This is a genomic window from Streptomyces sp. NPDC047880 (genome assembly GCF_040706515.1).
Taxonomy (GTDB): domain Bacteria; phylum Actinomycetota; class Actinomycetes; order Streptomycetales; family Streptomycetaceae; genus Streptomyces.
In genome coordinates, this window is the sequence record NZ_JBEZOK010000008.1 from 163,304 (window position 1) to 183,974 (window position 20,671).

A 20,671-nucleotide genomic window follows, 5' to 3' on the forward strand; every position below is an offset into this window, starting at 1 on the left:
GGCGGCCCTTCACCGGCGCACCGGACGTTCCGCGAGCGTCCCGAGTGCCCGCAGCACCCGGGAGCGGCCCGACCGTGGCACGGTCCACAGCACCTGGCCGCGGACGCCCCACTCGGCGAGCAGGGCGTTGGACGCCAGGAAGCCCGTGGTGGCGGCGCGTTCCATCAGGGCCACGGGCAGGTCGCAGCGCAGCCCGTCACCGGCCAGCGTCAGCCACGGGTGCGGGGTGCGTACGGTGGGGCGCAGGTGGTGGGTGCCGACCGGGAAGAGCGGGCAGTCCGACCGCCACTCGTGCCGGGCGTCCACGACATGCGCCCGGCCGGTCTCCGGGTACACCCGCCGCAACTGCCCGAGCAGCGCGTCCTGCACGCTCTCCCGGTCCGCCCCGGGGGTGACGGCGTAGGCGTGCAGTTCCACCACGGAACCGTCGTGCTTCGCGGCCCAGCGGGCGGCCTCGCCCTCGTAGCGTTCCAGGACGCTGATGTTGTCCAGGCCGTCGTAGCCGCTGGTGCCGAGGAAGCCGGGGCGGTCGGCGCGGACCGGCCGGTCGAGCCAGAGCCGTGAGACGAGGAAGGGCGGGGCGGTGCGCAGGGCGGCGATGCCGCCGCGCCAGGGGGCGGTGCCGAGGCCGGGTGAGGCGGCGACGACCTGTCGCAGCCCGGCGGTGTCGAGCGCGAGCACCACGGCGTCGTGCCGGTCGGTGCCGGTGCCGGTGCGCACCTCGGCTCCGCCGGCGCCGCCGGGCTCCACTCCGTGGACGGGGGTGCCGGTGCGCAGGGTCGCGCCGAGGCGCCGGAGGTAGTCGGCGAGCGGCTCCCACAGGGCCTGCGGGAAGGGCTCGTCGGGCACGTCGAAGAGCAGCCCCTCCGAGGAGCCGAGGAAGTAGATGTGGAACATCAGCATCAGTTCGGCGGCGGAGAGTTCACGCGGGTCGGCGAAGAAGCTGCGCGAGAACACCTCGAACGCCAGGTGGTGCGCGGCCTCGGGGAAGCGGACGCGTTCCAGGAAGGCGGTCGCGCTGATCCCGTCGAAGCGTCTGTACACGTCGGGCACGCGTACGTCCGTCAGCGGCAGCGCCGCCCGCGCGTCCAGGGCGGTGAGGTCGCGCCAGCCGAAGGTGGGGCTGAGGGCGACGAAGCCGAGGGCGCTCAGGGGCGGGGTGCGCGGGACGCGGGCGAAACTGTCGGTGAGTCCGCCGCTGTGCCGCAGGGGGTAGTCGGGCAGCGGGGTGAGGCGGGCGAGGGCGGGGTCGGTGCGACGCAGCAGCCCGCGCAGGTTGTAGTACTGACGGAAGAAGGCGTGGAAGCCGCGGCTCATGGTCACCTCGGAGCCGTCCGCCAGCCGGGTGGGGTGCCCGGCGAGGCGGCCGCCGAGAGCGTTCTCGCGTTCGTAGAGGGTGACCCGGGCGCCGCGTTCGGCCAGTCCGGTGGCCGCGGCGAGTCCGGCGATGCCGCCGCCGACCACGGCGACGGACGGCGCGTCCCCCGGCGCGAACCGGTCCCGGCCCGGCGCGGGCATGAGGACCTCGGCCTTGCGGTCCCGGCCGCGCCGGGCGGCGGGGCGGGGGCTCGTCGGGCGCCTCATCGGCCGGCCTCCCCCGCCGCGGCGACGAACGTGTGCGTGATACCGGTCTGCCATCCGGCCAGGGGGAGGGCGCGCGCACCGGTGAACCCGGCCCGGGTCAGCCGTCCGGTGAAGGCGGAGGCGGTGTCGAAGTCGAGGACGCTGTGCCACAGGTGCCGGTACAGGGCGCGGTCACCGGTGAGGGTGCCCGCGGGGATGATCACGCCCTGGCACACGGCCGTCCACAGCGCCCGGTGCGCCGGCGAGCCGCCGAGGCTGTACTCGTGGACGGCGAGCCTCCCGCCCGGCCGCAGCAGTGCGCGCACCGTGCCGAGGACGCCGTCCGGGTCGGAGACGTTGCGGAACAGGTAGGCGGCGAAGATCGCGTCGAAGGGCCCCTCGCCGGCCGCCGCGAGTTCCTCGGCGCTCAGGTGCAGGAAGCGCACGGTGTCGGGCCACGGCTTGGCCAGCGCCCGCCGCAGCATGCCCGCGGAGGCGTCCACCGCGGTGATCCGCGCCCGGGGCGCGGCCCGCAGCAGGGCCCGGGTGGAGGCGCCGGTGCCGCAGCCCAGGTCGAGCAGGTGCAGCCCCGCCCCGTCCTGCGGCAGCCGGAGCCGGCGGGCCGAGCGCAGCAGGTCGGCGCGGTAGCCCGGGCTGAGGCCGGTGAGGCGGTCGTAGGTGTGGGACGCGTGGTCGAAGGCGTGTGCCAGGTCGCGGTCGCGCAGCAGGGTCATCGGGGGCTTTCTCCGGTTCCTGGGGCGGGGTGGGTACGGCGGGGCAGGAAGGGCACCTCGAGCGCGGTGCGCAGCATCGGGCCCACGGGGGTGCGCAGTCCGATGCCCCACTCCTCCCGGAGCGAGGTGGCGCCGTCGAGGAAGCGCAGCAGGCGGTGCGCGGGTGTGCGGCGGAAGAGGCCGGTGAAGAAGGCGGGGCCGTCGATCCGCCCGGTGTCGAGGGCCCGCAGCAGCACCGCGTCCATGGCGAGTGCCCGCCGGCCGTGGGGCGCGGGCACGGTGGCGCGCCCGTCCCGCAGGGCCGCGGCGACGGCCCGGCTGTGCCGCTGCACCGCGGCGAAGGTGTAGCCGGTGGCGGGGCGGGTGGCGCCGCCCGCCGTGCCGATGCGGAAGACGGCCGTGCCGGTGCGCCGGGGGAAGCGGGCGTCGGTCATGGGGATGACGCCCTGCTCGGCCGACTCCACCGCGAACTCGCCCAGGCGCAGCACCTCGCGGGCGTAGTGGCCGAGCGCCGCCTCGTACGCCGCCGTCGTGAGCGGGCGCCGGGAGAACTCGGTGTACTCGACGAGTGCCCGGTCCGGTGCCAGCGGCAGGACGTAGCCGAAGGCGAGGCCGTGGCGCGGCTGGGGCACCCGGAAGTCCATGAGATCGGCGACCGCGGGGTCGAACCGGCCGGCGCCGGTGCGCACGAACCAGCCGCGGAAGTGCTGCAGCAGTTGCGTACGGGCCGGTGGCAGGGTGCGCAGGGGCCGCGAGTCGAACACGTGGCGCGAGCGCAGGGTCAGGGTCCGTCCGCCGGGTGCGGTGCAGCGGACCTCGGCGCCTCCGGGCACGTCGCGCACCGTGTCCGCGGTCGCACGCAGCAGCCGCCCGCCGGGCGACCGCTCCAGTCGCGCGTGCACCAGCCGTTCGAACGCGGTGGAACGGACCATGCGGTAGCGGAAGGGCGCCGGATCGACGGTGAGCGGGCTCCCGTCGGGGCCGTGCACCCGCAGCAGGGGCCAGGTGGCGGTGACCGCTTCGCCGAAGCCGGCATCGCCCTCGCTGCCGGCGTCGCCCCGTTCCCAGTAGCACCAGGTGCGTTCCGCCGGGCGTGCGGGGCCGTCGGGCGGCTCCACCACGGTGACGGTCGCGACGCCGGTTTCGAGCAGCCGGTACGCGAGGCTGAGGCCGGCGGCACCGCCCCCGAGGATCACCACGTCGGACGTGTCGACGGGCCCTTCGCTCACCGGGCCCCCCACGCGCCGCTCATCTCCGCACCCCGCTCCGGCCGCCTTGCCCACTGGGACTGTCTGGACTGTTCGTTCGCTCTGTTCGTTCGCTGTGTTCGTTCGCTGTGTTCGTTCAGTCTGTTCGTCTCGTCCGGTTCGGTCTGTCCGTTCACCGCTTCCCGCCGGAGGCGGTGTTCGGATGCAGTCGGCCGGGTTACCGCGACACGACCGACTCCAGCACCGCGACGGCCTCGGCCAGCCCCGTCGGACGGGGCAGTCCGGGGACCGTCCGGCCGGTCCAGCCGGGCCCTATCGTCAGCACGACCGGCTTGCGGCGGGCGCCCCGCACCCCCCACTCCATCGCGGCCACGTGCTGGGCCAGCGGCCTGCTGGCGGTCGTCCGGGACTGCGCCCACAGCCCCACCGCCGCCGGCCCCGTTCTGCGGACGGCCGTGACGAGGGACTCCACGGGCAGGGCGCCGCCGAACATGCGCACCGGCAGGCCGCGTTCGGCCAGTGCCGCCGACAGCACCTCCAGGGGCAGTGTGTGGTTCTCCCCCGGCACACAGGCGAGCACGACGGTCGCGCCCGGGCGGTCGGCGGCCGCGGGCGGGGCGCCTCGCCGCAGTGCGCCGGAGACGTGCCAGGACAGGAAGTGCTCGACCTCGACGTACTTCTCCCCGGAGCTCTCCCACTTGCGGCCGACCGCCTGGAGGGTCGGCATGATCACCTCGGTCCAGGCGGCGACCAGGCCGTGCTCGGCTATCGCGGTCTCCAGCAGGTCGTCCAGCGCGGAGGCGTCGAGGCGCAGAGCGGCACGGGCGATGCCTTTGCACTCCTGGCGCACGTCACCGAGGCGCAGCCCGCTGCCGGCCCGGCTGCGGGTGCGGGCGGACGGCCGCGGTCGCGATGCCGCGTCGGCGGCCGGCGGGCCGGGGACCACCGGTCTCGGCGACTCCGGGCCGGCGTCCGGTCGGCCCGGAGCCACATCAAGGGCCGGATCCGAGACCGCTCCCCGGGCCACATCACGGGCCGCGTCCGAGAACGCTCCCGGCGCCGTGTCCGGGAGCGCCACGAGGGACGCTCGGGCGGCCCGGCCGGCGGGGCCCGACGGCCGCGCCGCCCGGGGCGCTCCTCCGGCCGTGTCCGACTGTGGCGCTGCCCGCGCGGCCCCATCCGCCGGGTCCGCCTGCTGCGTCGTTTCGGCGAGCACCGCGCGGGCCGCCTCGGCGGGCGGTATCCCGGTCGCCGTCAGGGCGCACATCCGCTCCAGCCGCGCCACGTCCGACGGGGTCCACCGCCGGTGCCGGCCGCCGGTGTGCGCGTCGGGTCCCAGGCCGTAGCGGCGGTCCCAGGTACGGACCGTGGTGGGCGCCACCCCCAGCCTCCTGGCCACCTCGCCGGTGGTCAGGCCACCCCCGGGCAGCCCACCCCGAAGCGGCCCGTCGCCGAGCGGCCGGCCTTCGCGTCCGCGGCGCTCGCTGTCCCGTTCGTGTGTACCCATACCTCCGACTGTACGACGCACAAACGACGCATGTTGAGGCGCGTCGTTTGCGCACCAGACACTGGCCGGGAGCGCACGGTCGCGGCTCGTGCAGCGCGACCGGTGCGGTTCGGCAGACGGCCTTCCGTCCCCGCGCGACGCACTGCAGGAGGAACCAGGCCATGATCACGAATACGCGACTCACCGCCCCCGCCGCCCCCACGGAGGAAACGCGGTACGAGGAGGAGCTGGCCCGGGGCCTCGTCGCCGCCGACGAGGAGGCGTTCGCCGCGATCTACCGGCGCTGGGGCGCGCTCGTCCACACCATGGCCACCCGACTGCTCGGCGACACCTACGAGGCGGAGGACGTCACGCAGCAGGTCTTCCTCGGCGCCTGGAACGGCAGGGCAGGCTTCCGCCCCGAGAGGGGCCCGCTCGGCGCCTGGCTGGTCGGCATCACGCGCCGCAAGATCGTCGACGCGCTGGCGGCCCGCACACGGCGCCTGACCCTCATCGACTCGGCCGCCCGGGACGCGGACACCACCGGGCCCGACGAGGCGGCACCGGACCACGTCCTGGACCGGGTCCTGCTGGTCGACGCCCTGGCACGGCTGCCGCGCCACCAGCGGGAGGTGCTGTGCATGGCGTTCTACGAGGACCTGACCCAGGCGCAGATCGCGGAGCGGACCGGTATGCCCCTGGGGACCGTCAAGAGCCACGCCCGCCGCGGCCTGCACCGGCTGCGCATGGTGATCGAGCAGCCCCCGGTCCCCGACACGGACCTGTAGCGGCGCCGCCGCACGCGCATCCGCGGCGGCCCCCGCATCCGAAACAGGACCGAGACTCCGCACCGTACGGAGGCTCCGTACGAAGGGAAGATTCCCATGATCCACCGCACCCGCCTCGCCATCGCCGCCTCGGCCGGAGCCTGCGCCCTGGCCCTCGGCGTTTCCGCGCCCGCCCTGGCAGAACAGCAGGACCAGGCCATGGTGTCCGTCTTCCACGGCATCCCCGGCATGACCGTGGACGTGTACGCCAACGGCGACGAACTGATCGGCGACTTCAAGCCCGGCACGGTGACCGACCCGCAGTCCCTCGACGCCGGTACCTACGACATCCAGATCTTCGAAGCGGGCCAGGGCCCGGACGGCACTCCAGCCCTGGAGAAGAAGATCGAGGTGCCCGAAGGCGCGAACGCCACGGTCGCCGCCCATCTCTCCGCCGACGGCAAACCGGAGCTGACGGCCTTCACCAACGACGTCTCGCAGGTGGAGGCGGGCAAGTCCCGTCTGACGGTCCGCCATGTCGCGGCAGCCCCGGCCGTCGACGTCCGGGCGGGCGGACAGCCCGTCTTCACCGACCTGACCAACCCGAAGGAGGACACCGCCGTCGTCGACGCGGGCACCCTGAACGCCGATGTGGTGCTCGCCGGGACGGACACCGTGGCCATAGGCCCGGCCGACCTGAAGCTCGGCGAAGGCACGAGCAACGTCGTCTACGCCTGGGGCAGCGCCGACGACAAGAACCTGGCCCTGGCGACGCAGACGTTCAGCGGCATGGCGTCGTCGCCGCGCGGCGTCCCCGCGGGCGGCAGCGGAGCCGCCGTCGCGACGAACTCCTCCGACCTGGGCCCGGCCTGGGCCGCCGGGGCCGGAGCGGTCGCGGTGGCGGGCATGCTGGTGGCCCGCCGGGTCGTCCGCCGACGTGGCTGAGGGCACGCGACGGCTTACGGGACCGATGCTGGCGGCTGCCGCTCTGGCAGCCGTCCTCGGTTTTCCGGACCGGCCGTCGCAGCCGGCCGCGCCTCCGCCCGGCTTCACGACCGCGCCCTCCGGGCGGACGGCCGACGCGGCGGCGGAGGAGGATCCTCTCCTGGCGCAGGCCCCGCCGCCCCGGCGCGTCCTGCTGCCCGACGTGGGCGTGGACGCCCGGGTCGCGCCGGTCGGCGTGACGGACCGGGGGGACATGACCGTCCCCGACGACCCGTCCGTGGCCGGCTGGTACCGCTACGGCCCGGCGCCCGGCAGCGCTTCGGGTTCTGCGGTGCTCGTCGGCCACGTGGACAGCGACACCGGGGCCATCGGCGAATTCGCCGGGCTGTACGACGTACGCCGCGGGGACCGCGTGGAGGTGCGGCGGGCCGGGGCGGAACCGGTGCGGTACCGCGTCCTCGCACGCGTCACGGTGCCCAAGGACGAGTTGCCGCCCTCGGCGTTCCGCCGCACGGGTGCCCCGGTCCTCACGCTCATCACGTGCGCGCCCCCGTTCGTCCCCGAGCGCGGCGGCTACCTGTCCAACCTCGTCGTCACGGCGGAACCCGTCGAGTCCGGGAGGGCGTAGTGGCCCACGTAGAGCCCGCGCACCTGGTGGAACTGGCGCTGCGCAACGCCACCCCGACCGAGGCCGACACCGAGGCCCTGCGTCACGTCGAACAGTGCGACCGCTGCCGGGACGAGCTCCGCGTGCTGAACCGCCTGGTGACAGCGGCCCGCACCGCGAAGGCCCTGGACCTGCCCACCCCGCCCCCGGACCACGTCTGGCACCACATCGTCCGCGAGGTCTCCCAGGAACCCGCCCCACCCGCAGGGGGCGACGAGGGGCCCGGCTCCCACGCCGCTCCGGAAGGGTGACGCGGCACGCACCCGTGCCTCGACACCTCGCGGTCAGATGTCCGCCAGTTCCCGCAGTGAAGTCATCGCCGGATTCCGGGCCAGTGCCGGATGACGACGTTCGAGATACTCCACACCGCCGGTGATGAATGCCCGGGCCTCGGCCGCGTACGCATCGAACGAGCAGCTGGGATGCGGCATCGGAACGCCGCGCGTAGAGGTGAACTGCACCTGGTCGCCCGCGCGTCTCAGCCGGATGACGTAGCTGTTCTCCGTGAAGTCGATCTCCGCCGCCCCGACGGACCGCAAGTCTTCCAGCGAGTACCCCAGAGTGAACATGATGTCGGTCAATGGGGGCCGAGCGGCCGAAAGGAACGCGTGCCCGCCCACGACGAAGTCGACCGGATACTCGAAGAATCCATAGCGCAAGTCCGTCGCGCTGAGCGCGGCCAGGTCGATTCGGCCGGCCTGCCAGGCCCGCGCGTAGCCCGCCCCGATGTCCCTGCGACTGTCGGGCGTGAACTTGATCTGCAGATGAACTCTCCCGGATACGCGGAAGGGGCCGGCTCTTCCGAGCCAGGCCCCTTCTGGCCCGCACCGCCTGAAGCGGTCACACGTTGAAGCGGAACTCCACCACGTCCCCGTCCTGCATCACGTACTCCTTGCCCTCCATGCGCGCCTTGCCCTTCGCGCGGGCCTCCGCCACCGAGCCCGTCTCCACCAGGTCGTCGAAGGAGATGACCTCCGCCTTGATGAAGCCCTTCTGGAAGTCGGTGTGGATGACGCCGGCCGCCTCGGGGGCCGTGGCGCCCTTCTTGATCGTCCAGGCGCGGGATTCCTTGGGGCCTGCGGTCAGGTACGTCTGGAGCCCCAGGGTGCGGAAGCCCACGTGGGCCAGGGTCGCCAGGCCGGGCTCCTCCTGGCCGACGGACTGGAGGAGTTCCAGCGCCTCCTCCTCGTCGAGCTCGGCGAGGTCCGCCTCCAGCTTGGCGTTGAGGAAGATCGCCTCGGCCGGGGCGACCAGGGCCCGCTGCTCGTTCTTGAAGTCGTCGTCGGTCAGCTCGTCCTCGTCGACGTTGAAGACGTAGAGGAACGGCTTGGTGGTGAGCAGGTGCAGGTCGTGCAGGAGCTCCTCGTTGCCGGAGCCCTGGACGATGCCCGCGGAGAACAGCGTGTCGCCCTTCTCCAGGATCTCCTTCGCCTCCTCGACGGCCTTCACCTTCGGCGCGATGTCCTTCTTGATGCGCGACTCCTTCTGGAGGCGCGGCAGGACCTTCTCGATGGTCTGCAGGTCCGCGAGGATCAGCTCGGTGTTGATCGTCTCGATGTCGTCCTTGGGCGAGACCTTGCCGTCCACGTGCACGACGTTCTCGTCCTTGAAGGCGCGGATGACCTGGCAGATCGCGTCGGACTCGCGGATGTTCGCGAGGAACTTGTTGCCGAGGCCCTCGCCCTCGGACGCGCCGCGCACGATGCCGGCGATGTCGACGAAGTCGACCGTGGCCGGAAGCACCCGCTGCGAGGAGAAGATCTCGGCCAGCTTGGTGAGACGCGGGTCGGGGACGCCGACCACGCCGACGTTCGGCTCGATGGTGGCGAACGGGTAGTTGGCCGCCAGCACGTCGTTCTTGGTCAGGGCGTTGAACAGGGTCGACTTGCCGACATTCGGCAGACCGACGATTCCGATCGTGAGCGACACGTTGCGACTTCCCGTGATTGGAGGGCCAGGGGGCCGGGTTTCCGTGAGTGGAGGGCCAGGGGACCGGCCGATCCACCAGTCTACGGCGTGTCCGGAACCGTCCCGGCGACGTATCGAACGCTTGGCCAAGCATCGGCCGACGGCGTGTCAGTCGGCCTATTCGGCATATTGAACGACCTAAGTTGGTGCGGTGGAGCAATACAGGACGCGATCTCCCGAGTACGGACCGCGACGGGACCGGCCCAGGCCGCCCCGCCAACCCGTGCCGTCCCAGGCGGGGCGGGGGGCGGGGGGTGAGCCCGTGCGTGCTGCACGGCCACCCGGGCCCCGGCGCCGCCCGGCGCCGGTACGGCGGCCCGCGACCGCACCGTCACCCGCCGTCGCGGGGCTGCCGAACCCCCGGCTGACCGGGCTGGGCAGCGGGCTGTTCTGCACGGCGGCGATGTTCCTGCTGGGCGCGCTGTGCGCCGCGCTGTTCGGGGCGTCCCTGACGGCCTACGGCGTGCTGTTCCTGCCGGTGTGCGCGCTGACCGCCCTCTGGGTGCGCCCGGGGGACCTGATGACGGCGCCCGTGGTGGTGCCCATCGGGTTCGCCGCGGGGCTCATCCCGGTGGCCGACGACGAGGCAGGGACCGGCGGCACCCTGATGGGCCTGGTGACGGCACTCGCCACGCAGGCGGGCTGGCTGTACGGAGGGACGCTGATCACCGGGCTGATCGTGATCGTCCGCCGGATCGGCGTGGTGCGCCGGCGGCGACGGACGGCCGGCGGACGGCCGCCTCTCTGACCCCGCACCGGCGACGGACGACCGCGCCCGGCCGCCGGTCTCACCCCGCTCGGTCCGAGACGGCCCGGCCCAGGGTCTGTCGTCTGGCAGGCCGCAGGAAGGTGACGGTGCTGTCCGGTGCCGGCCCTCGCGTCCGCGGCGTGATCCGAACGACGGACCCTAGTGCCGCGGCCCTAGTAGTGCTCCGCCGCCCGCATCGCCGCCCCCACGATCCCCGCGTTGTTCTGCAGCTGCGCCGGGACGATCTCGGCCTTGATGCCCTCGATGTAGGGCAGGAACTTGTGGGACTTGCGGCTGACCCCGCCGCCGAGGATGAACAGCTCCGGCGAGAAGAGCATCTCGACGTGGGCGAGGTACTTGCGCACGCGGTGCACGGCCCAGTGCTCCCACGTCATGTCGTGGTCCTCACGCGCCTTGCTGGAGGCCCGCTTCTCCGCGTCGTGCCCGTCGAGCTCCAGGTGGCCCAGCTCGGTGTTGGCCACGAGGACGCCGTCGGCGAAGACCGCGCTGCCGATGCCGGTGCCGAGGGTCAGCAGGATCACCGTGCCCCGGCGGTCGCGGCCGGCGCCGAAGTGCATCTCGGCCACGCCCGCCGCGTCCGCGTCGTTGACCACCGTCACCGGGAGCCCGCCCAGCCGCTCGCCGAGCAGCGCGCGGGCGTCGGTGTCGATCCAGCTGTCGTCGACGTTGGCCGCCGTGCGGATCGTGGCTCCGTCGGTGACCACACCCGGGAAGGTCACTCCGACCGGGCCCGTCCAGCCGAAGTGGTCGACGACCTGCTTGACGCCGTCGGCCACCGCGTCGGGCGTGGCCGGGTGGGGGGTGAAAACCTTGTGGCGCTCCTGCGCCAGGTCGCCCTTGTCCAGATCCACCGGCGCACCCTTGATCCCGGATCCGCCGATGTCCACTCCGAAGATCTGCATGGCCCTACGTTACGACGAACGACTGACAGTCACAGGCCGGACGGCGGTGCTGCCCGGCCCGTCCCCGATCACTCCCCGGAATTTTCACCGGTCCCGGCGCCGCCGCGCTCGGCGGCCAGGGCGGCTGCCTCCTCGCGCAGGTCGCGCCGCAGCTCCTTGGGCAGGGAGAACGTGATGGACTCCTCGGCCGCCTTGACGATCTCGACGTCCTCGAAGCCGCGCCGGGAGAGGAACTCCAGGACCTGCTCGACCAGGACCTCCGGGACGGAGGCGCCGGAGGTGACACCGACCGTGCTCACGCCCTCCAGCCAGGCCTCGTCGATCTCGTCGGCGAAGTCCACGAGGTAGGCCTCGCGGGCCCCCGCGATCTTGGCGACCTCGACGAGCCGCTTGGAGTTGGAGGAGTTGCGCGAGCCGACCACGATGACGAGGTCCGACTCGGCGCCCATCTGCTTCACGGCCAGCTGACGGTTCTGCGTGGCGTAGCAGATGTCGTCGCTGGGCGGGGAGATGAGCTGCGGGAACTTGTCCTTCAGGGCGTCGACGGTCTCCATGGTCTCGTCGACGGACAGCGTGGTCTGGGAGAGCCAGACGACCTTGGAGGGGTCACGGACCTCGACCTTCGCCACGTCGCCCGGCCCGTCGACGAGCTGGATGTGGTCGGGGGCCTCGCCGGAGGTGCCGATGACCTCCTCGTGACCCTCGTGGCCGATCAGGAGGATGTCGTAGTCCTCGTTCGCGAAGCGGACGGCTTCCTTGTGGACCTTGGTGACGAGCGGGCAGGTGGCGTCGATGGTGGCGAGGCGGCCCTGCTTGGCCTCCTCGTGGACGACGGGGGCCACGCCGTGCGCGGAGAACATCACGATGTTCCCCGGGGGCACCTCCTCCGTCCGCTCGACGAAGACGGCGCCCTTCTTCTCCAGGGTCTGCACGACGTACTTGTTGTGGACGATCTCGTGCCGGACGTACACCGGAGCGCCGTACTGCTCCAGGGCTTTCTCGACGGCGATCACGGCGCGGTCCACACCCGCGCAGTAGCCACGGGGGGCGGCGAGCAGGACACGGCGGCCAGGCGAAGCAGACATGCGTCCCATCGTAAGGCCGCGTTCGGCGGGTCGAAGATCGCGTGGGTGCACCGTCCCAGGGAAGACCGACGTGGCGTGACGCGAGTGGCGTACGGCGGGGGCGGAGGCACGGCGTCCGAGACGGGGACGGCGGCCTCCGAGGCCGCAGGGGAACGCGCGCTGCGGCGCGGTCCCGGCTTCCGTGACCCGCTCGTCCACGGAGCGTGTTCATCGCGCCGACGGCCCTGGTGGGCGTGTTGGGCACGCTCGTGCCGGTGGTGCGGGAGGGACGGCCGGCGTGTCGCCGGCGCCGTGAGGCGGTGCCGGTGTCGGCAGGGTGGCTGAGCCGCGTTGTCGGCGGCGCCCACTACCCTCGCGGGCATGGCTGTGAACACGACTCCGGAAGCACCGCTGCCCGTCGGTGAGGTGTCGCGGCTCATCGGGGGCTGGATCGACCGGCTCGGCGCGGTGTGGGTCGAGGGGCAGATCACGCAGTTGTCGCGGCGGCCGGGCGCCGGTGTGGTGTTCCTGACACTGCGGGACCCCTCCTACGACATCTCCGTCGGCGTCACCTGCTACCGGCAGGTGTTCGACGCCGTCGCGGACGTGGTGAGCGAGGGTGCCCGGGTCGTCGTCCTCGCGAAGCCCGAGTGGTACGCCCCGCGGGGCCAGCTGTCGCTGCGGGCCGCCGAGATACGGCCCGTCGGGGTCGGTGAACTGCTCGCGCGGCTGGAGCAGCTGAAGAAGGCCCTGGCGCGCGAGGGCCTGTTCGCGCCGGAGCGCAAGAAGCCGCTGCCGTTCCTGCCGCAGCTGATCGGGCTGGTCTGCGGTCGGGCCTCGGCCGCCGAGCGGGACGTGCTGGAGAACGCCCGGCACCGCTGGCCCGCCGTGCGCTTCGAGGTGCGCAACGTCGCCGTGCAGGGCGTGCACGCCGTGCCGCAGGTCGTGCAGGCCGTCAAGGAGCTCGACGCGATCGACGACGTGGACGTGATCATCGTCGCGCGGGGCGGCGGCAGCGTGGAGGACCTGTTGCCGTTCTCCGACGAGCAGCTGATCCGTACGGTCGCGCAGTGCCGTACGCCGGTGGTGTCCGCCATCGGGCACGAACCGGACAACCCGCTGCTGGACCAGGTCGCCGACCTGCGCGCGTCCACGCCGACCGACGCGGCCAAGAAGGTCGTGCCGGACGTCGGCGAGGAGCTGGAGCGGGTGCGGCTGCTGCGGAACCGGGCGCGGCGGTGCGTCGCGGCGCTGGTGGAGCGCGAGGAGCGCGGGCTGGCGCACGCGCTGGCGCGGCCGTCGATAGAGGACCCGCACCGGATGATCGACGTGCGGGCCGAACAGGTGGCGGACCTGCTCGACCGGGGCCGGCGCTGCCTGCGGCACCAGCTCGACCGGGCGGACTCGGAGCTGGCCCACACGCACGCGCGGGTGGTGGCGCTCTCCCCCGCCGCGACCCTGAAGCGCGGGTACGCCGTGCTGCAGAAGGCGGACGGGCACGCCGTCCGCGACCCGGGCGAGGTGGCGCCCGGCGAGCCCCTGCGGGCGCGGGTCTCCGAGGGTGAGTTCTCCGTACGAGTGGACACATAGGGTGGGTGGATGACCAGCGAGGTTGACGAGACAGCGGGCACGAGCGAGGCGCTCGGGTACGAGCAGGCGCGGGACGAGCTGATCGAGGTCGTCCGGCGTCTGGAGGCGGGCGGTACGACGCTGGAGGAGTCCCTCGCGCTGTGGGAGCGGGGCGAGGAGCTGGCCAAGGTGTGCCGGCGCTGGCTGGACGGGGCCCGGGCGCGGCTGGACGCGGCGCTGGCGGAGGAGACCGCGGAGGGCGCGGACGCGGAGTGACCAGGGGCGTTCGGTTCGTGATGCACGACACCCCTTCATTGATTGAACGTTGAACTTCATTCGCGTACGGTCGGGACGTCAGCCGGTGATCCGGATCGACAGTCGCGAGAAAGTGCATCCATGTCCCTCGTTCTTGACCCCGCAGCCCAGGACCTTCTGTTCCGTGAGGCCCGCAGCGCCAGCACCTTCACCGACGAGCCGGTGACCGACGAGCAGGTGCAGGCGATCTACGACCTGGTCAAGTACGGCCCGACCGCCTTCAACCAGACCCCGCTGCGCATCACCCTGGTCCGCTCCCCCGAGGCCCGCGAGCGCCTGGTGGCGCACATGGCCGAAGGCAACCGGCCCAAGACCGCGAGCGCCCCGCTGGTGGCGATCCTCTCCGCGGACAACGAGTTCCACGAGGAGCTGCCGCACCTGTTCCCGGCCGCGCCGCAGATCAAGGACGTCTTCTTCACCGAGCGCCCGGTCCGCGAGAACGCCGCCGCGCTGAACGCCGCCCTCCAGGCCGCCTACTTCATCGTCGGCGTCCGTGCCGCCGGTCTCGCCGCCGGCCCGATGACCGGCTTCGACTTCGAGGGTGTCCGCAAGGAGTTCCTGGACGACGACCACACCCCGCTGATGGTCGTCAACATCGGCCGCCCGGGCCCGGACGCCTGGCACCCGCGCTCCCCGCGCCTGGACTTCGACCAGGTCGTCACGACCGTCTGAGCCGCACCCGCGACGCGCATGAGGAAGCCCCCCCCCGGCGACAGCACCGGGGGCCTTCCTCATGCGCTCACTTCGTTTCCAGCGCCTCGGCCATCTTCGTCAGCTGCGCGAACGACGCGGTGCCCGTCACGACCGTCGTCGAGCCCTTGGCGCCCTCCAGGACCAGGGCGTCGTAGCGGCCGCCCTCGTAACGGGTCCAGGTCTTCCCGTCGATCTCCTGGGTCCTGCCTGTCTCATGAGCGCCCTGTGTCGCCTCGTCCAGGAAGACGGGGCGCCGCTGAGTGGACTGCTCGACCGCCACGTACTCACCCTCGGGGTCGTGGAAGCCGAGGTGCCAGGCGTCGAACTCGTCGCCCCGGAAACGGACGGAGGTGGCCTTCCACGCGTCGGGCAGCCCCTGGGGCGCGGCCACCGGGTAGGAGGCGGCGCGGCGTGCCGTGAGCAGCTCGACCCGGTAGTCGACGGCCTTGACGTCGGGAGGGCTGTCGTCGTGCGGGATGAAGAGGTACACGAAGCCCGCCACCAGGATGATGACCCCCATGGAGAGGATCATGTCCCGCGCCGTCTTCTGCTTGCCGTTCTCGCGTGCCACGTCCCCTATCGTCGCAGGTCCCTGCGGCGCTCATCCGTGGGGGCCCCTGCTCAATTTGGCGACTCGGGGATAGAGTCGGGCGACAACACCCTCATCCGGCCGTCGCCGTACAGAAAGGTGCGCTCCGATGACCGAGCATCATCATTTGCCGTCCGAACTCGATGTGCCCTCCGAGGCCCCCGACCGCAACCTCGCCCTGGAGCTCGTCCGGGTCACCGAGGCGGCGGCGATGGCCGCGGGCCGTTGGGTCGGACGGGGTGACAAGAACGGCGCCGACGGTGCCGCGGTGCGTGCCATGCGGACCCTCGTCTCCACCGTCTCGATGAACGGCGTCGTCGTCATCGGCGAGGGCGAGAAGGACGAAGCCCCGATGCTGTTCAACGGGGAGCGCGTGGGAGACGGGACCGGCCCCGAGTGCGACATCGCCGTCGACCCGATCGACGGCACCACGCTGACCGCGAAGGGCATGACGAACGCGATCGCGGTGCTGGCCGCCGCCGAGCGCGGGTCCATGTTCGACCCGTCCGCCGTCTTCTACATGGACAAGCTCGTCACCGGACCGGAGGCGGCCGACTTCGTCGACATCAACGCCCCGGTGGCGGTGAACATCCGCCGGGTCGCCAGGGCGAAGCGGTCCGCGCCGGAGGACGTGACGGTGGTGATCCTGGACCGGCCGCGGCACGAGGGCATCATCAAGGAGATCCGGGACACCGGTGCGCGCATCAAGCTGATCTCCGACGGCGACGTGGCCGGCTCGATCCTGGCGCTGCGGGAGGGCACCGGGGTCGATCTGCTGCTCGGCGTCGGCGGTACGCCCGAGGGCATCATCTCGGCGTGCGCGGTGAAGTGCCTGGGCGGCACGATCCAGGGCAAGCTGTGGCCCAAGGACGACGAGGAGCGGCAGCGGGCGATCGACGCGGGGCACGACCTCGACCGCGTGCTGACGACGGAGGACCTCGTCACCGGCGAGAACGTGTTCTTCGTGGCGACCGGCATCACGGACGGCGAGCTGCTGCGGGGGGTTCGCTACCGGGCGGAGACCGCGACGACCGACTCGATCGTGATGCGTTCGCGGTCGGGCACGGTGCGCAGGATCGATTCGGAGCACCGGCTGAGCAAGCTGCGGGCGTACAGCGCGATCGACTTCGACAAGGGCAAGTAGCGCCGCTCGGCCCGGGGGTGCGGGTCGCGGCGCGTACGTCTGTCGTGCAGCTCGCGACCCCAGGGCAGGCCGACGGAACGAAAGGGCGTCCCCGGTGCGGTGGGGACGCCCTCTTCGTGCTGCTCGGCCGTCAGCCGGCCGCGGCTATCCGGTCCGCCGGGCGGGCCGTCTTCTTCAGCTCCATCTCGCGGCGGCGGCGCCGGGCCAGGACCACGCGGCGCTCCGCGGCGGTGAGGCCGCCCCAGACGCCGTAGGGCTCGGGCTGGAGCAGGGCGTGCTCGCGGCACTCGACCATCACGGGACAGCGGGCGCAGACCCGCTTCGCCGCTTCCTCCCGGGACAGCCTCGCGGCGGTCGGCTCCTTGGAGGGGGCGAAGAACAGGCCGGCCTCGTCACGCCGGCACACCGCCTCGGTGTGCCACGGGGCGTCCTGGTCCCTGTCTCGCGCTGGCACCCGCGGGGCCGGAACGGCAGCTACCTGCACGGACGAATGCGGCGGTTGCAGCACGGTCTACTCCTGACGACGGCTTCGCGAGCGAGAGACGATGCAGCAAGGCCTACCCGCTGTGCGCGCGCCTATGCACTGAGTTCCGAACCGCCGGATTCGGGGGATTCGCGACTGTCAATGCCCCAGATGTTTGCGCAAACTCCGGTCGGCCTTGCGCTGCACCCGGTCCAGGATGTCCGCGACGACCTTGCCCCGCCTCGGCCGCGCTTCGACGCTGCCCAGGACGGCCCAGCCGTCCACGTAGACGACGGGGGCCTCCGGTTCGCCCGAGTCGAGCGTGGCCACCTCGAAGCTGCCGAGGACGCCGCCGCCCATGCCGCGCAGCGACACGTTCTCCGGGACGCGGATGTCGACGCTGCCGAAGATCGCGAACGACTTGACGACGACCTGCTGGTGATCGAAGAGGGCCTCGCTGAGGTCTATCTCGACACTGCCGAAGATCGCGTAGGCGTGGATACGGCGGCCCGCGCGCCAGCGGCCCTTGCGGGCGGCGCTGCTGAACACCGCGACCACGTTGTCGTCAGGGTCGATCGGGATGGCGCCCGCGGTGGGACGCCGGGGGGCCGCGGGGTGGACGGGGCCGGTGCCCCGGCGATGGGCCGCGGGCAGGTCCCGTATGAAGACCTCCAGCTCGCCGACGGTCTTGGCGCGCAGCACCCCCTCGACCCGCTCGGCGTGCTCGTCCGCGGTGAGGCGGCCCTCGGCCAGGGCGTCGTGCAGGATGTCGGCGATGCGGTCGCGCTCGGCGTCGGAGGCGCGCAGCTCGGAGACGGCGGGCGGGCCCGGCTGCCGTGGGTCCGGCTTCTGGAGGTCCTGCTTCTGAAGGTCCACGGCAGCAGCGTACCCAAACACGATAGATCGCGACACCCCTGCGTCCCGGACGGGTGTGACGAACTGAGCCTTACCTCACAAGCTCGCCGTCGGCGGCAGGTTCTACGCTGGTTGGCGCTCGCCAACGGAGGCGGGCCGCCGTCCGTCGAGTGAGGAATGGGCTGAGATGCCTGAGTTCGCGTACACCGATCTGCTCCCCCAGGGAGAGGACACCACGCCCTACCGGCTGGTGACCTCCGAGGGTGTCTCCACGGTCGAGGGGCCGGACGGGCGGACCTTCCTGAAGGTGGAGCCGGAGGCGCTGCGCAAGCTCGCCGAGGAGGCCATCCACGACATCCAGCACTACCTGCGCCCGGCCCACCTCGCGCAGCTGCGCCGGATCATCGACGACCCCGAGGCCTCCGGCAACGACAAGTTCGTGGCGCTGGACCTGCTGAAGAACGCGAACATCGCGGCGGCGGGCGTCCTCCCCATGTGCCAGGACACCGGCACGGCGATCGTCATGGGCAAGCGCGGGCAGAACGTGCTCACGCAGGGCCGTGACGAGGAGGCCCTGAGCCGCGGCATCTACGACGCCTACCAGAACCTCAATCTGCGCTACTCGCAGATGGCCCCGCTCACCATGTGGGACGAGAAGAACACCGGCTCCAACCTCCCCGCGCAGATCGAGCTGTACGCGGCCGACGGCGGCGCCTACAAGTTCCTGTTCATGGCCAAGGGCGGCGGCTCGGCCAACAAGTCCTTCCTGTACCAGGAGACGAAGGCCGTCCTGAACGAGTCCTCCATGATGAGGTTCCTGGAGGAGAAGATCCGCTCGCTGGGCACGGCGGCCTGCCCGCCGTACCACCTGGCGATCGTGGTCGGCGGCACGTCCGCCGAGTACGCGCTGAAGACCGCCAAGTACGCCTCCGCGCACTACCTGGACGAGATCCCCGCCGAGGGCTCGGAGCTGGGGCACGGCTTCCGGGACAAGGAGCTGGAGCAGAAGGTCTTCGAGCTGACGCAGAAGATCGGCATCGGCGCGCAGTTCGGCGGCAAGTACTTCTGCCACGACGTGCGCGTGGTGCGCCTGCCCCGGCACGGGGCGTCCTGCCCGGTGGCCATCGCGGTCTCCTGCTCCGCAGACCGCCAGGCCGTCGCGAAGATCACCGCCGAGGGCGTCTTCCTGGAGCAGCTGGAGACGGACCCGGCGCGGTTCCTGCCGGAGACGACCGACGAGCAGCTCGACGAGAGCGGCGACGTCGTGAAGATCGACCTGAACCAGCCGATGGAGACGATCCTCGCGGAGCTCACCAAGTACCCGGTGAAGACCCGTCTGTCCCTGACCGGCCCGCTGGTCGTGGCGCGTGACATCGCGCACGCCAAGATCAAGGAGCGGCTGGACGCGGGCGAGGAGATGCCGCAGTACCTGAAGGACCACCCGGTGTACTACGCGGGTCCGGCCAAGACGCCCGAGGGCTACGCGTCGGGCTCCTTCGGCCCGACCACGGCCGGCCGGATGGACTCCTATGTGGAGCAGTTCCAGGCGGCGGGCGGCTCCAAGGTGATGCTGGCCAAGGGCAACCGCAGCAAGCAGGTCACCGACGCCTGCGACGCCCACGGTGGCTTCTACCTCGGCTCCATCGGTGGCCCGGCCGCGCGCCTGGCCCAGGACTGCATCAAGAAGGTCGAGGTCGTCGAGTACGAGGAGCTCGGCATGGAGGCCGTCTGGAAGATCGAGGTGGAGGACTTCCCGGCCTTCATCGTCGTCGACGACAAGGGCAACGACTTCTTCCAGGACCCGGCGCCGCAGCCGACCTTCACGTCGATCCCGGTCCGGGGTCCGGGCCTGGCCTGACCTGGACGAGTTGTTCCGAATGACCAGTGGTCGCAGGCGATCGGTGATCGTGTGACCTGCTGGTGGGTCTTGTGGGGGTGCCAGATCGCGTCGGCCATCGCGAGGACGCGTTGGCCGACGCGGACGGCGACGCCCTCGAAGGTTCGCCCGCCGTGCTGTTCCAGGTCGAGCCGGCCCTGAGGGTGCCGTCGACCGACTCGATCAGCTGATCGCACTCCCGGGTGGGCATCCCGGTCGGGGTGCAGACCAGGAACGCCCGCAGGCCCCGGAAGAACCGGGGCCTGCGGGCGCAGTACCCGTATCCGGCCCGACCGGCCATGTCTGACCGCTTCACCGTCGGACGCGAGCGGACGCACTCCACAGGCGTCCGGGCAACCGTGACAGGGTGGACGAATGACGAGGAACCGCGAGTGCTCATCCGATCTCCATCCCAGACCGTGGTCGAACACCGCCCCGGCCCACGGAGACCTCATCGCGGCGAAGGCACTCGTCTATGACCCCTGCGGGTTCACCTGCTCGCAGCCGGTACCCGAAGCCGAGGGCGCCGCTTATGCCGCCCACGACTTCACCCTTGACGGCCTCTCCATCCGGTTCCGCGCAGCCAAGACGACCCCAACCAAGGCCGGCCAATTCGTCACCGTCTGGAAGAGGTCCCCGGCCGGGCCCATCCAGCCCTTCGACGCCACGGACCCCGTCGACCTCTTCGTCATCAGCACCCGCGACCAGTCCCACTTCGGCCAGTTCGTCCTTCCCATGGACGCGCTCCGCCGGCACGGTGTCGTATCAGCGAACGGTTCCGGTGGGAAACGGGCCTTCCGCGTCTACCCGCCCTGGGTGACCACCACCAACCGCCAGGCCAGCAGTGCGCAAGCGTGGCAGCTGGACTTCTTCCTGCATCTGCACCAGGACGGGCCTATCGATCTGGCCCGCGCCCAAGAGCTCTACCACCCGTAGGGCGGCGCCGGCACAACCACAAGGGCCGGGCCGATGGCGCAAGACTGTGTGGGGCGCTGCTCCAGGAGGGAGCCCGAGCCGGGAATCCCTTCCCGGAGGGGAGGATGCAAGTCCATTCCGGTACGCCACTCCGGACTCGCCTGACAAGGGCGGTGATG

22 protein-coding genes and 1 pseudogene are annotated in these 20,671 nt (G+C 72.1%); 11 read left to right on the forward strand and 12 right to left on the reverse strand.

Translation table 11 applies throughout. The features are described 5' to 3' along the window. Positions 1 to 9 precede the first annotated feature (9 nt). From AB0937_RS15310 to AB0937_RS15325, 4 genes are all read right to left on the reverse strand, one after another. Positions 10 to 1,584, reverse strand: coding sequence for an FAD-dependent oxidoreductase (locus tag AB0937_RS15310; RefSeq protein WP_366712046.1), 1,575 nt, complete (start codon positions 1,582 to 1,584; stop codon positions 10 to 12). After that, entirely contained in the window at positions 1,581 to 2,297 is a 717-nt protein-coding gene (locus AB0937_RS15315) for a class I SAM-dependent methyltransferase (RefSeq protein ID WP_366712048.1), read from the reverse strand. Before AB0937_RS15315 ends, AB0937_RS15310 begins: the two co-directional genes overlap by 4 nt. Further along, positions 2,294 to 3,526, reverse strand: coding sequence for a lycopene cyclase family protein (locus AB0937_RS15320; protein ID WP_366712050.1), 1,233 nt, complete (start codon positions 3,524 to 3,526; stop codon positions 2,294 to 2,296). The genes AB0937_RS15315 and AB0937_RS15320 overlap by 4 nt, the downstream gene beginning before the upstream one ends. Positions 3,527 to 3,722: 196 nt before the next feature. After that, the gene (locus AB0937_RS15325) at positions 3,723 to 5,012 is read right to left on the reverse strand and encodes a MerR family transcriptional regulator (protein WP_366712052.1); all 1,290 of its coding nucleotides are present in this window, start codon (positions 5,010 to 5,012) and stop codon (positions 3,723 to 3,725) included. Positions 5,013 to 5,173: 161 nt separating this feature from the next. Between AB0937_RS15325 and AB0937_RS15330 the strand changes: the two genes are divergently transcribed. From AB0937_RS15330 to AB0937_RS15345, 4 genes are all read left to right on the forward strand, one after another. Further along, the gene (locus AB0937_RS15330) at positions 5,174 to 5,779 is read left to right on the forward strand and encodes a sigma-70 family RNA polymerase sigma factor (RefSeq protein WP_366712053.1); all 606 of its coding nucleotides are present in this window, start codon (positions 5,174 to 5,176) and stop codon (positions 5,777 to 5,779) included. 96 nt (positions 5,780 to 5,875) lie between these two features. Next, complete coding sequence (locus AB0937_RS15335; RefSeq protein ID WP_366712054.1) at positions 5,876 to 6,703, forward strand: DUF4397 domain-containing protein; 828 nt, start codon at positions 5,876 to 5,878, stop codon at positions 6,701 to 6,703. A gap of 25 nt (positions 6,704 to 6,728) precedes the next feature. After that, entirely contained in the window at positions 6,729 to 7,331 is a 603-nt protein-coding gene (locus tag AB0937_RS15340; protein WP_366712055.1) for a class F sortase, read from the forward strand. Then, positions 7,331 to 7,621: a hypothetical protein gene (locus tag AB0937_RS15345; protein ID WP_366712057.1), complete on the forward strand. Its 291-nt coding sequence runs from the start codon at positions 7,331 to 7,333 to the stop codon at positions 7,619 to 7,621. The genes AB0937_RS15340 and AB0937_RS15345 overlap by 1 nt, the downstream gene beginning before the upstream one ends. Positions 7,622 to 7,654: 33 nt before the next feature. On the opposite strand, the gene AB0937_RS15350 is transcribed toward AB0937_RS15345, so the two are convergent. Together AB0937_RS15350 and ychF are read right to left on the reverse strand one after the other, a co-directional pair. Continuing rightward, positions 7,655 to 8,029, reverse strand: a complete 375-nt coding sequence (locus AB0937_RS15350) for a hypothetical protein (protein ID WP_366712058.1) — start codon at positions 8,027 to 8,029, stop codon at positions 7,655 to 7,657. 181 nt (positions 8,030 to 8,210) lie between these two features. Then, the gene (gene ychF / locus AB0937_RS15355; RefSeq protein WP_366712060.1) at positions 8,211 to 9,299 is read right to left on the reverse strand and encodes a redox-regulated ATPase YchF; all 1,089 of its coding nucleotides are present in this window, start codon (positions 9,297 to 9,299) and stop codon (positions 8,211 to 8,213) included. Between the two features lie 190 nt (positions 9,300 to 9,489). On the opposite strand from ychF, the gene AB0937_RS15360 reads away from it, so the two are divergent. After that, positions 9,490 to 10,086 (forward strand): DUF6542 domain-containing protein, encoded by a 597-nt coding sequence (locus AB0937_RS15360; RefSeq protein WP_366712062.1) that lies wholly within the window; start codon positions 9,490 to 9,492, stop codon positions 10,084 to 10,086. A 173-nt stretch (positions 10,087 to 10,259) separates the two neighbouring features. On the opposite strand, the gene ppgK is transcribed toward AB0937_RS15360, so the two are convergent. Continuing rightward, positions 10,260 to 11,009 (reverse strand): polyphosphate--glucose phosphotransferase, encoded by a 750-nt coding sequence (gene ppgK, locus AB0937_RS15365; RefSeq protein ID WP_366712064.1) that lies wholly within the window; start codon positions 11,007 to 11,009, stop codon positions 10,260 to 10,262. Between the two features lie 68 nt (positions 11,010 to 11,077). After that, positions 11,078 to 12,103: a 4-hydroxy-3-methylbut-2-enyl diphosphate reductase gene (locus AB0937_RS15370; RefSeq protein ID WP_366712065.1), complete on the reverse strand. Its 1,026-nt coding sequence runs from the start codon at positions 12,101 to 12,103 to the stop codon at positions 11,078 to 11,080. Between the two features lie 351 nt (positions 12,104 to 12,454). On the opposite strand from AB0937_RS15370, the gene xseA reads away from it, so the two are divergent. From xseA to AB0937_RS15385, 3 genes are all read left to right on the forward strand, one after another. Continuing rightward, a complete protein-coding gene (gene xseA, locus AB0937_RS15375; protein WP_366712066.1) occupies positions 12,455 to 13,663 on the forward strand; it encodes an exodeoxyribonuclease VII large subunit in 1,209 nt (402 codons plus the stop codon). A gap of 9 nt (positions 13,664 to 13,672) precedes the next feature. Beyond that, the gene (locus AB0937_RS15380) at positions 13,673 to 13,918 is read left to right on the forward strand and encodes an exodeoxyribonuclease VII small subunit (protein WP_366712068.1); all 246 of its coding nucleotides are present in this window, start codon (positions 13,673 to 13,675) and stop codon (positions 13,916 to 13,918) included. Between the two features lie 120 nt (positions 13,919 to 14,038). Next, on the forward strand, positions 14,039 to 14,629 hold the full coding sequence (locus tag AB0937_RS15385; protein WP_366712070.1) for a malonic semialdehyde reductase: 591 nt from the start codon (positions 14,039 to 14,041) through the stop codon (positions 14,627 to 14,629). 67 nt (positions 14,630 to 14,696) lie between these two features. Here the strand turns inward: AB0937_RS15385 and AB0937_RS15390 are convergent, their stop codons facing one another. After that, the gene (locus AB0937_RS15390; RefSeq protein ID WP_366712072.1) at positions 14,697 to 15,221 is read right to left on the reverse strand and encodes a DUF4245 domain-containing protein; all 525 of its coding nucleotides are present in this window, start codon (positions 15,219 to 15,221) and stop codon (positions 14,697 to 14,699) included. A gap of 127 nt (positions 15,222 to 15,348) precedes the next feature. Between AB0937_RS15390 and glpX the strand changes: the two genes are divergently transcribed. Continuing rightward, positions 15,349 to 16,383: a class II fructose-bisphosphatase gene (gene glpX, locus AB0937_RS15395; RefSeq protein WP_366712074.1), complete on the forward strand. Its 1,035-nt coding sequence runs from the start codon at positions 15,349 to 15,351 to the stop codon at positions 16,381 to 16,383. Between the two features lie 130 nt (positions 16,384 to 16,513). On the opposite strand, the gene AB0937_RS15400 is transcribed toward glpX, so the two are convergent. Beyond that, positions 16,514 to 16,891 (reverse strand): WhiB family transcriptional regulator, encoded by a 378-nt coding sequence (locus AB0937_RS15400; protein ID WP_366712076.1) that lies wholly within the window; start codon positions 16,889 to 16,891, stop codon positions 16,514 to 16,516. 114 nt (positions 16,892 to 17,005) lie between these two features. Then, positions 17,006 to 17,722: a DUF1707 domain-containing protein gene (locus AB0937_RS15405; protein ID WP_366712078.1), complete on the reverse strand. Its 717-nt coding sequence runs from the start codon at positions 17,720 to 17,722 to the stop codon at positions 17,006 to 17,008. A 166-nt stretch (positions 17,723 to 17,888) separates the two neighbouring features. Here AB0937_RS15405 and AB0937_RS15410 point away from each other — a divergent pair, with 166 nt between their 5' ends. Then, positions 17,889 to 19,559 carry a fumarate hydratase gene (locus AB0937_RS15410; protein ID WP_366712080.1) on the forward strand — a complete coding sequence of 557 codons (1,671 nt, stop codon included), beginning with the start codon at positions 17,889 to 17,891 and terminating at the stop codon, positions 19,557 to 19,559. A gap of 77 nt (positions 19,560 to 19,636) precedes the next feature. Here the strand turns inward: AB0937_RS15410 and AB0937_RS15415 are convergent. Beyond that, positions 19,637 to 19,926, reverse strand: a pseudogene (locus tag AB0937_RS15415) (IS982 family transposase); the annotation flags it as partial. A 26-nt stretch (positions 19,927 to 19,952) separates the two neighbouring features. Between AB0937_RS15415 and AB0937_RS15420 the strand changes: the two are divergent. After that, entirely contained in the window at positions 19,953 to 20,513 is a 561-nt protein-coding gene (locus AB0937_RS15420; RefSeq protein WP_366712081.1) for a MepB family protein, read from the forward strand. Positions 20,514 to 20,671 lie beyond the last annotated feature (158 nt).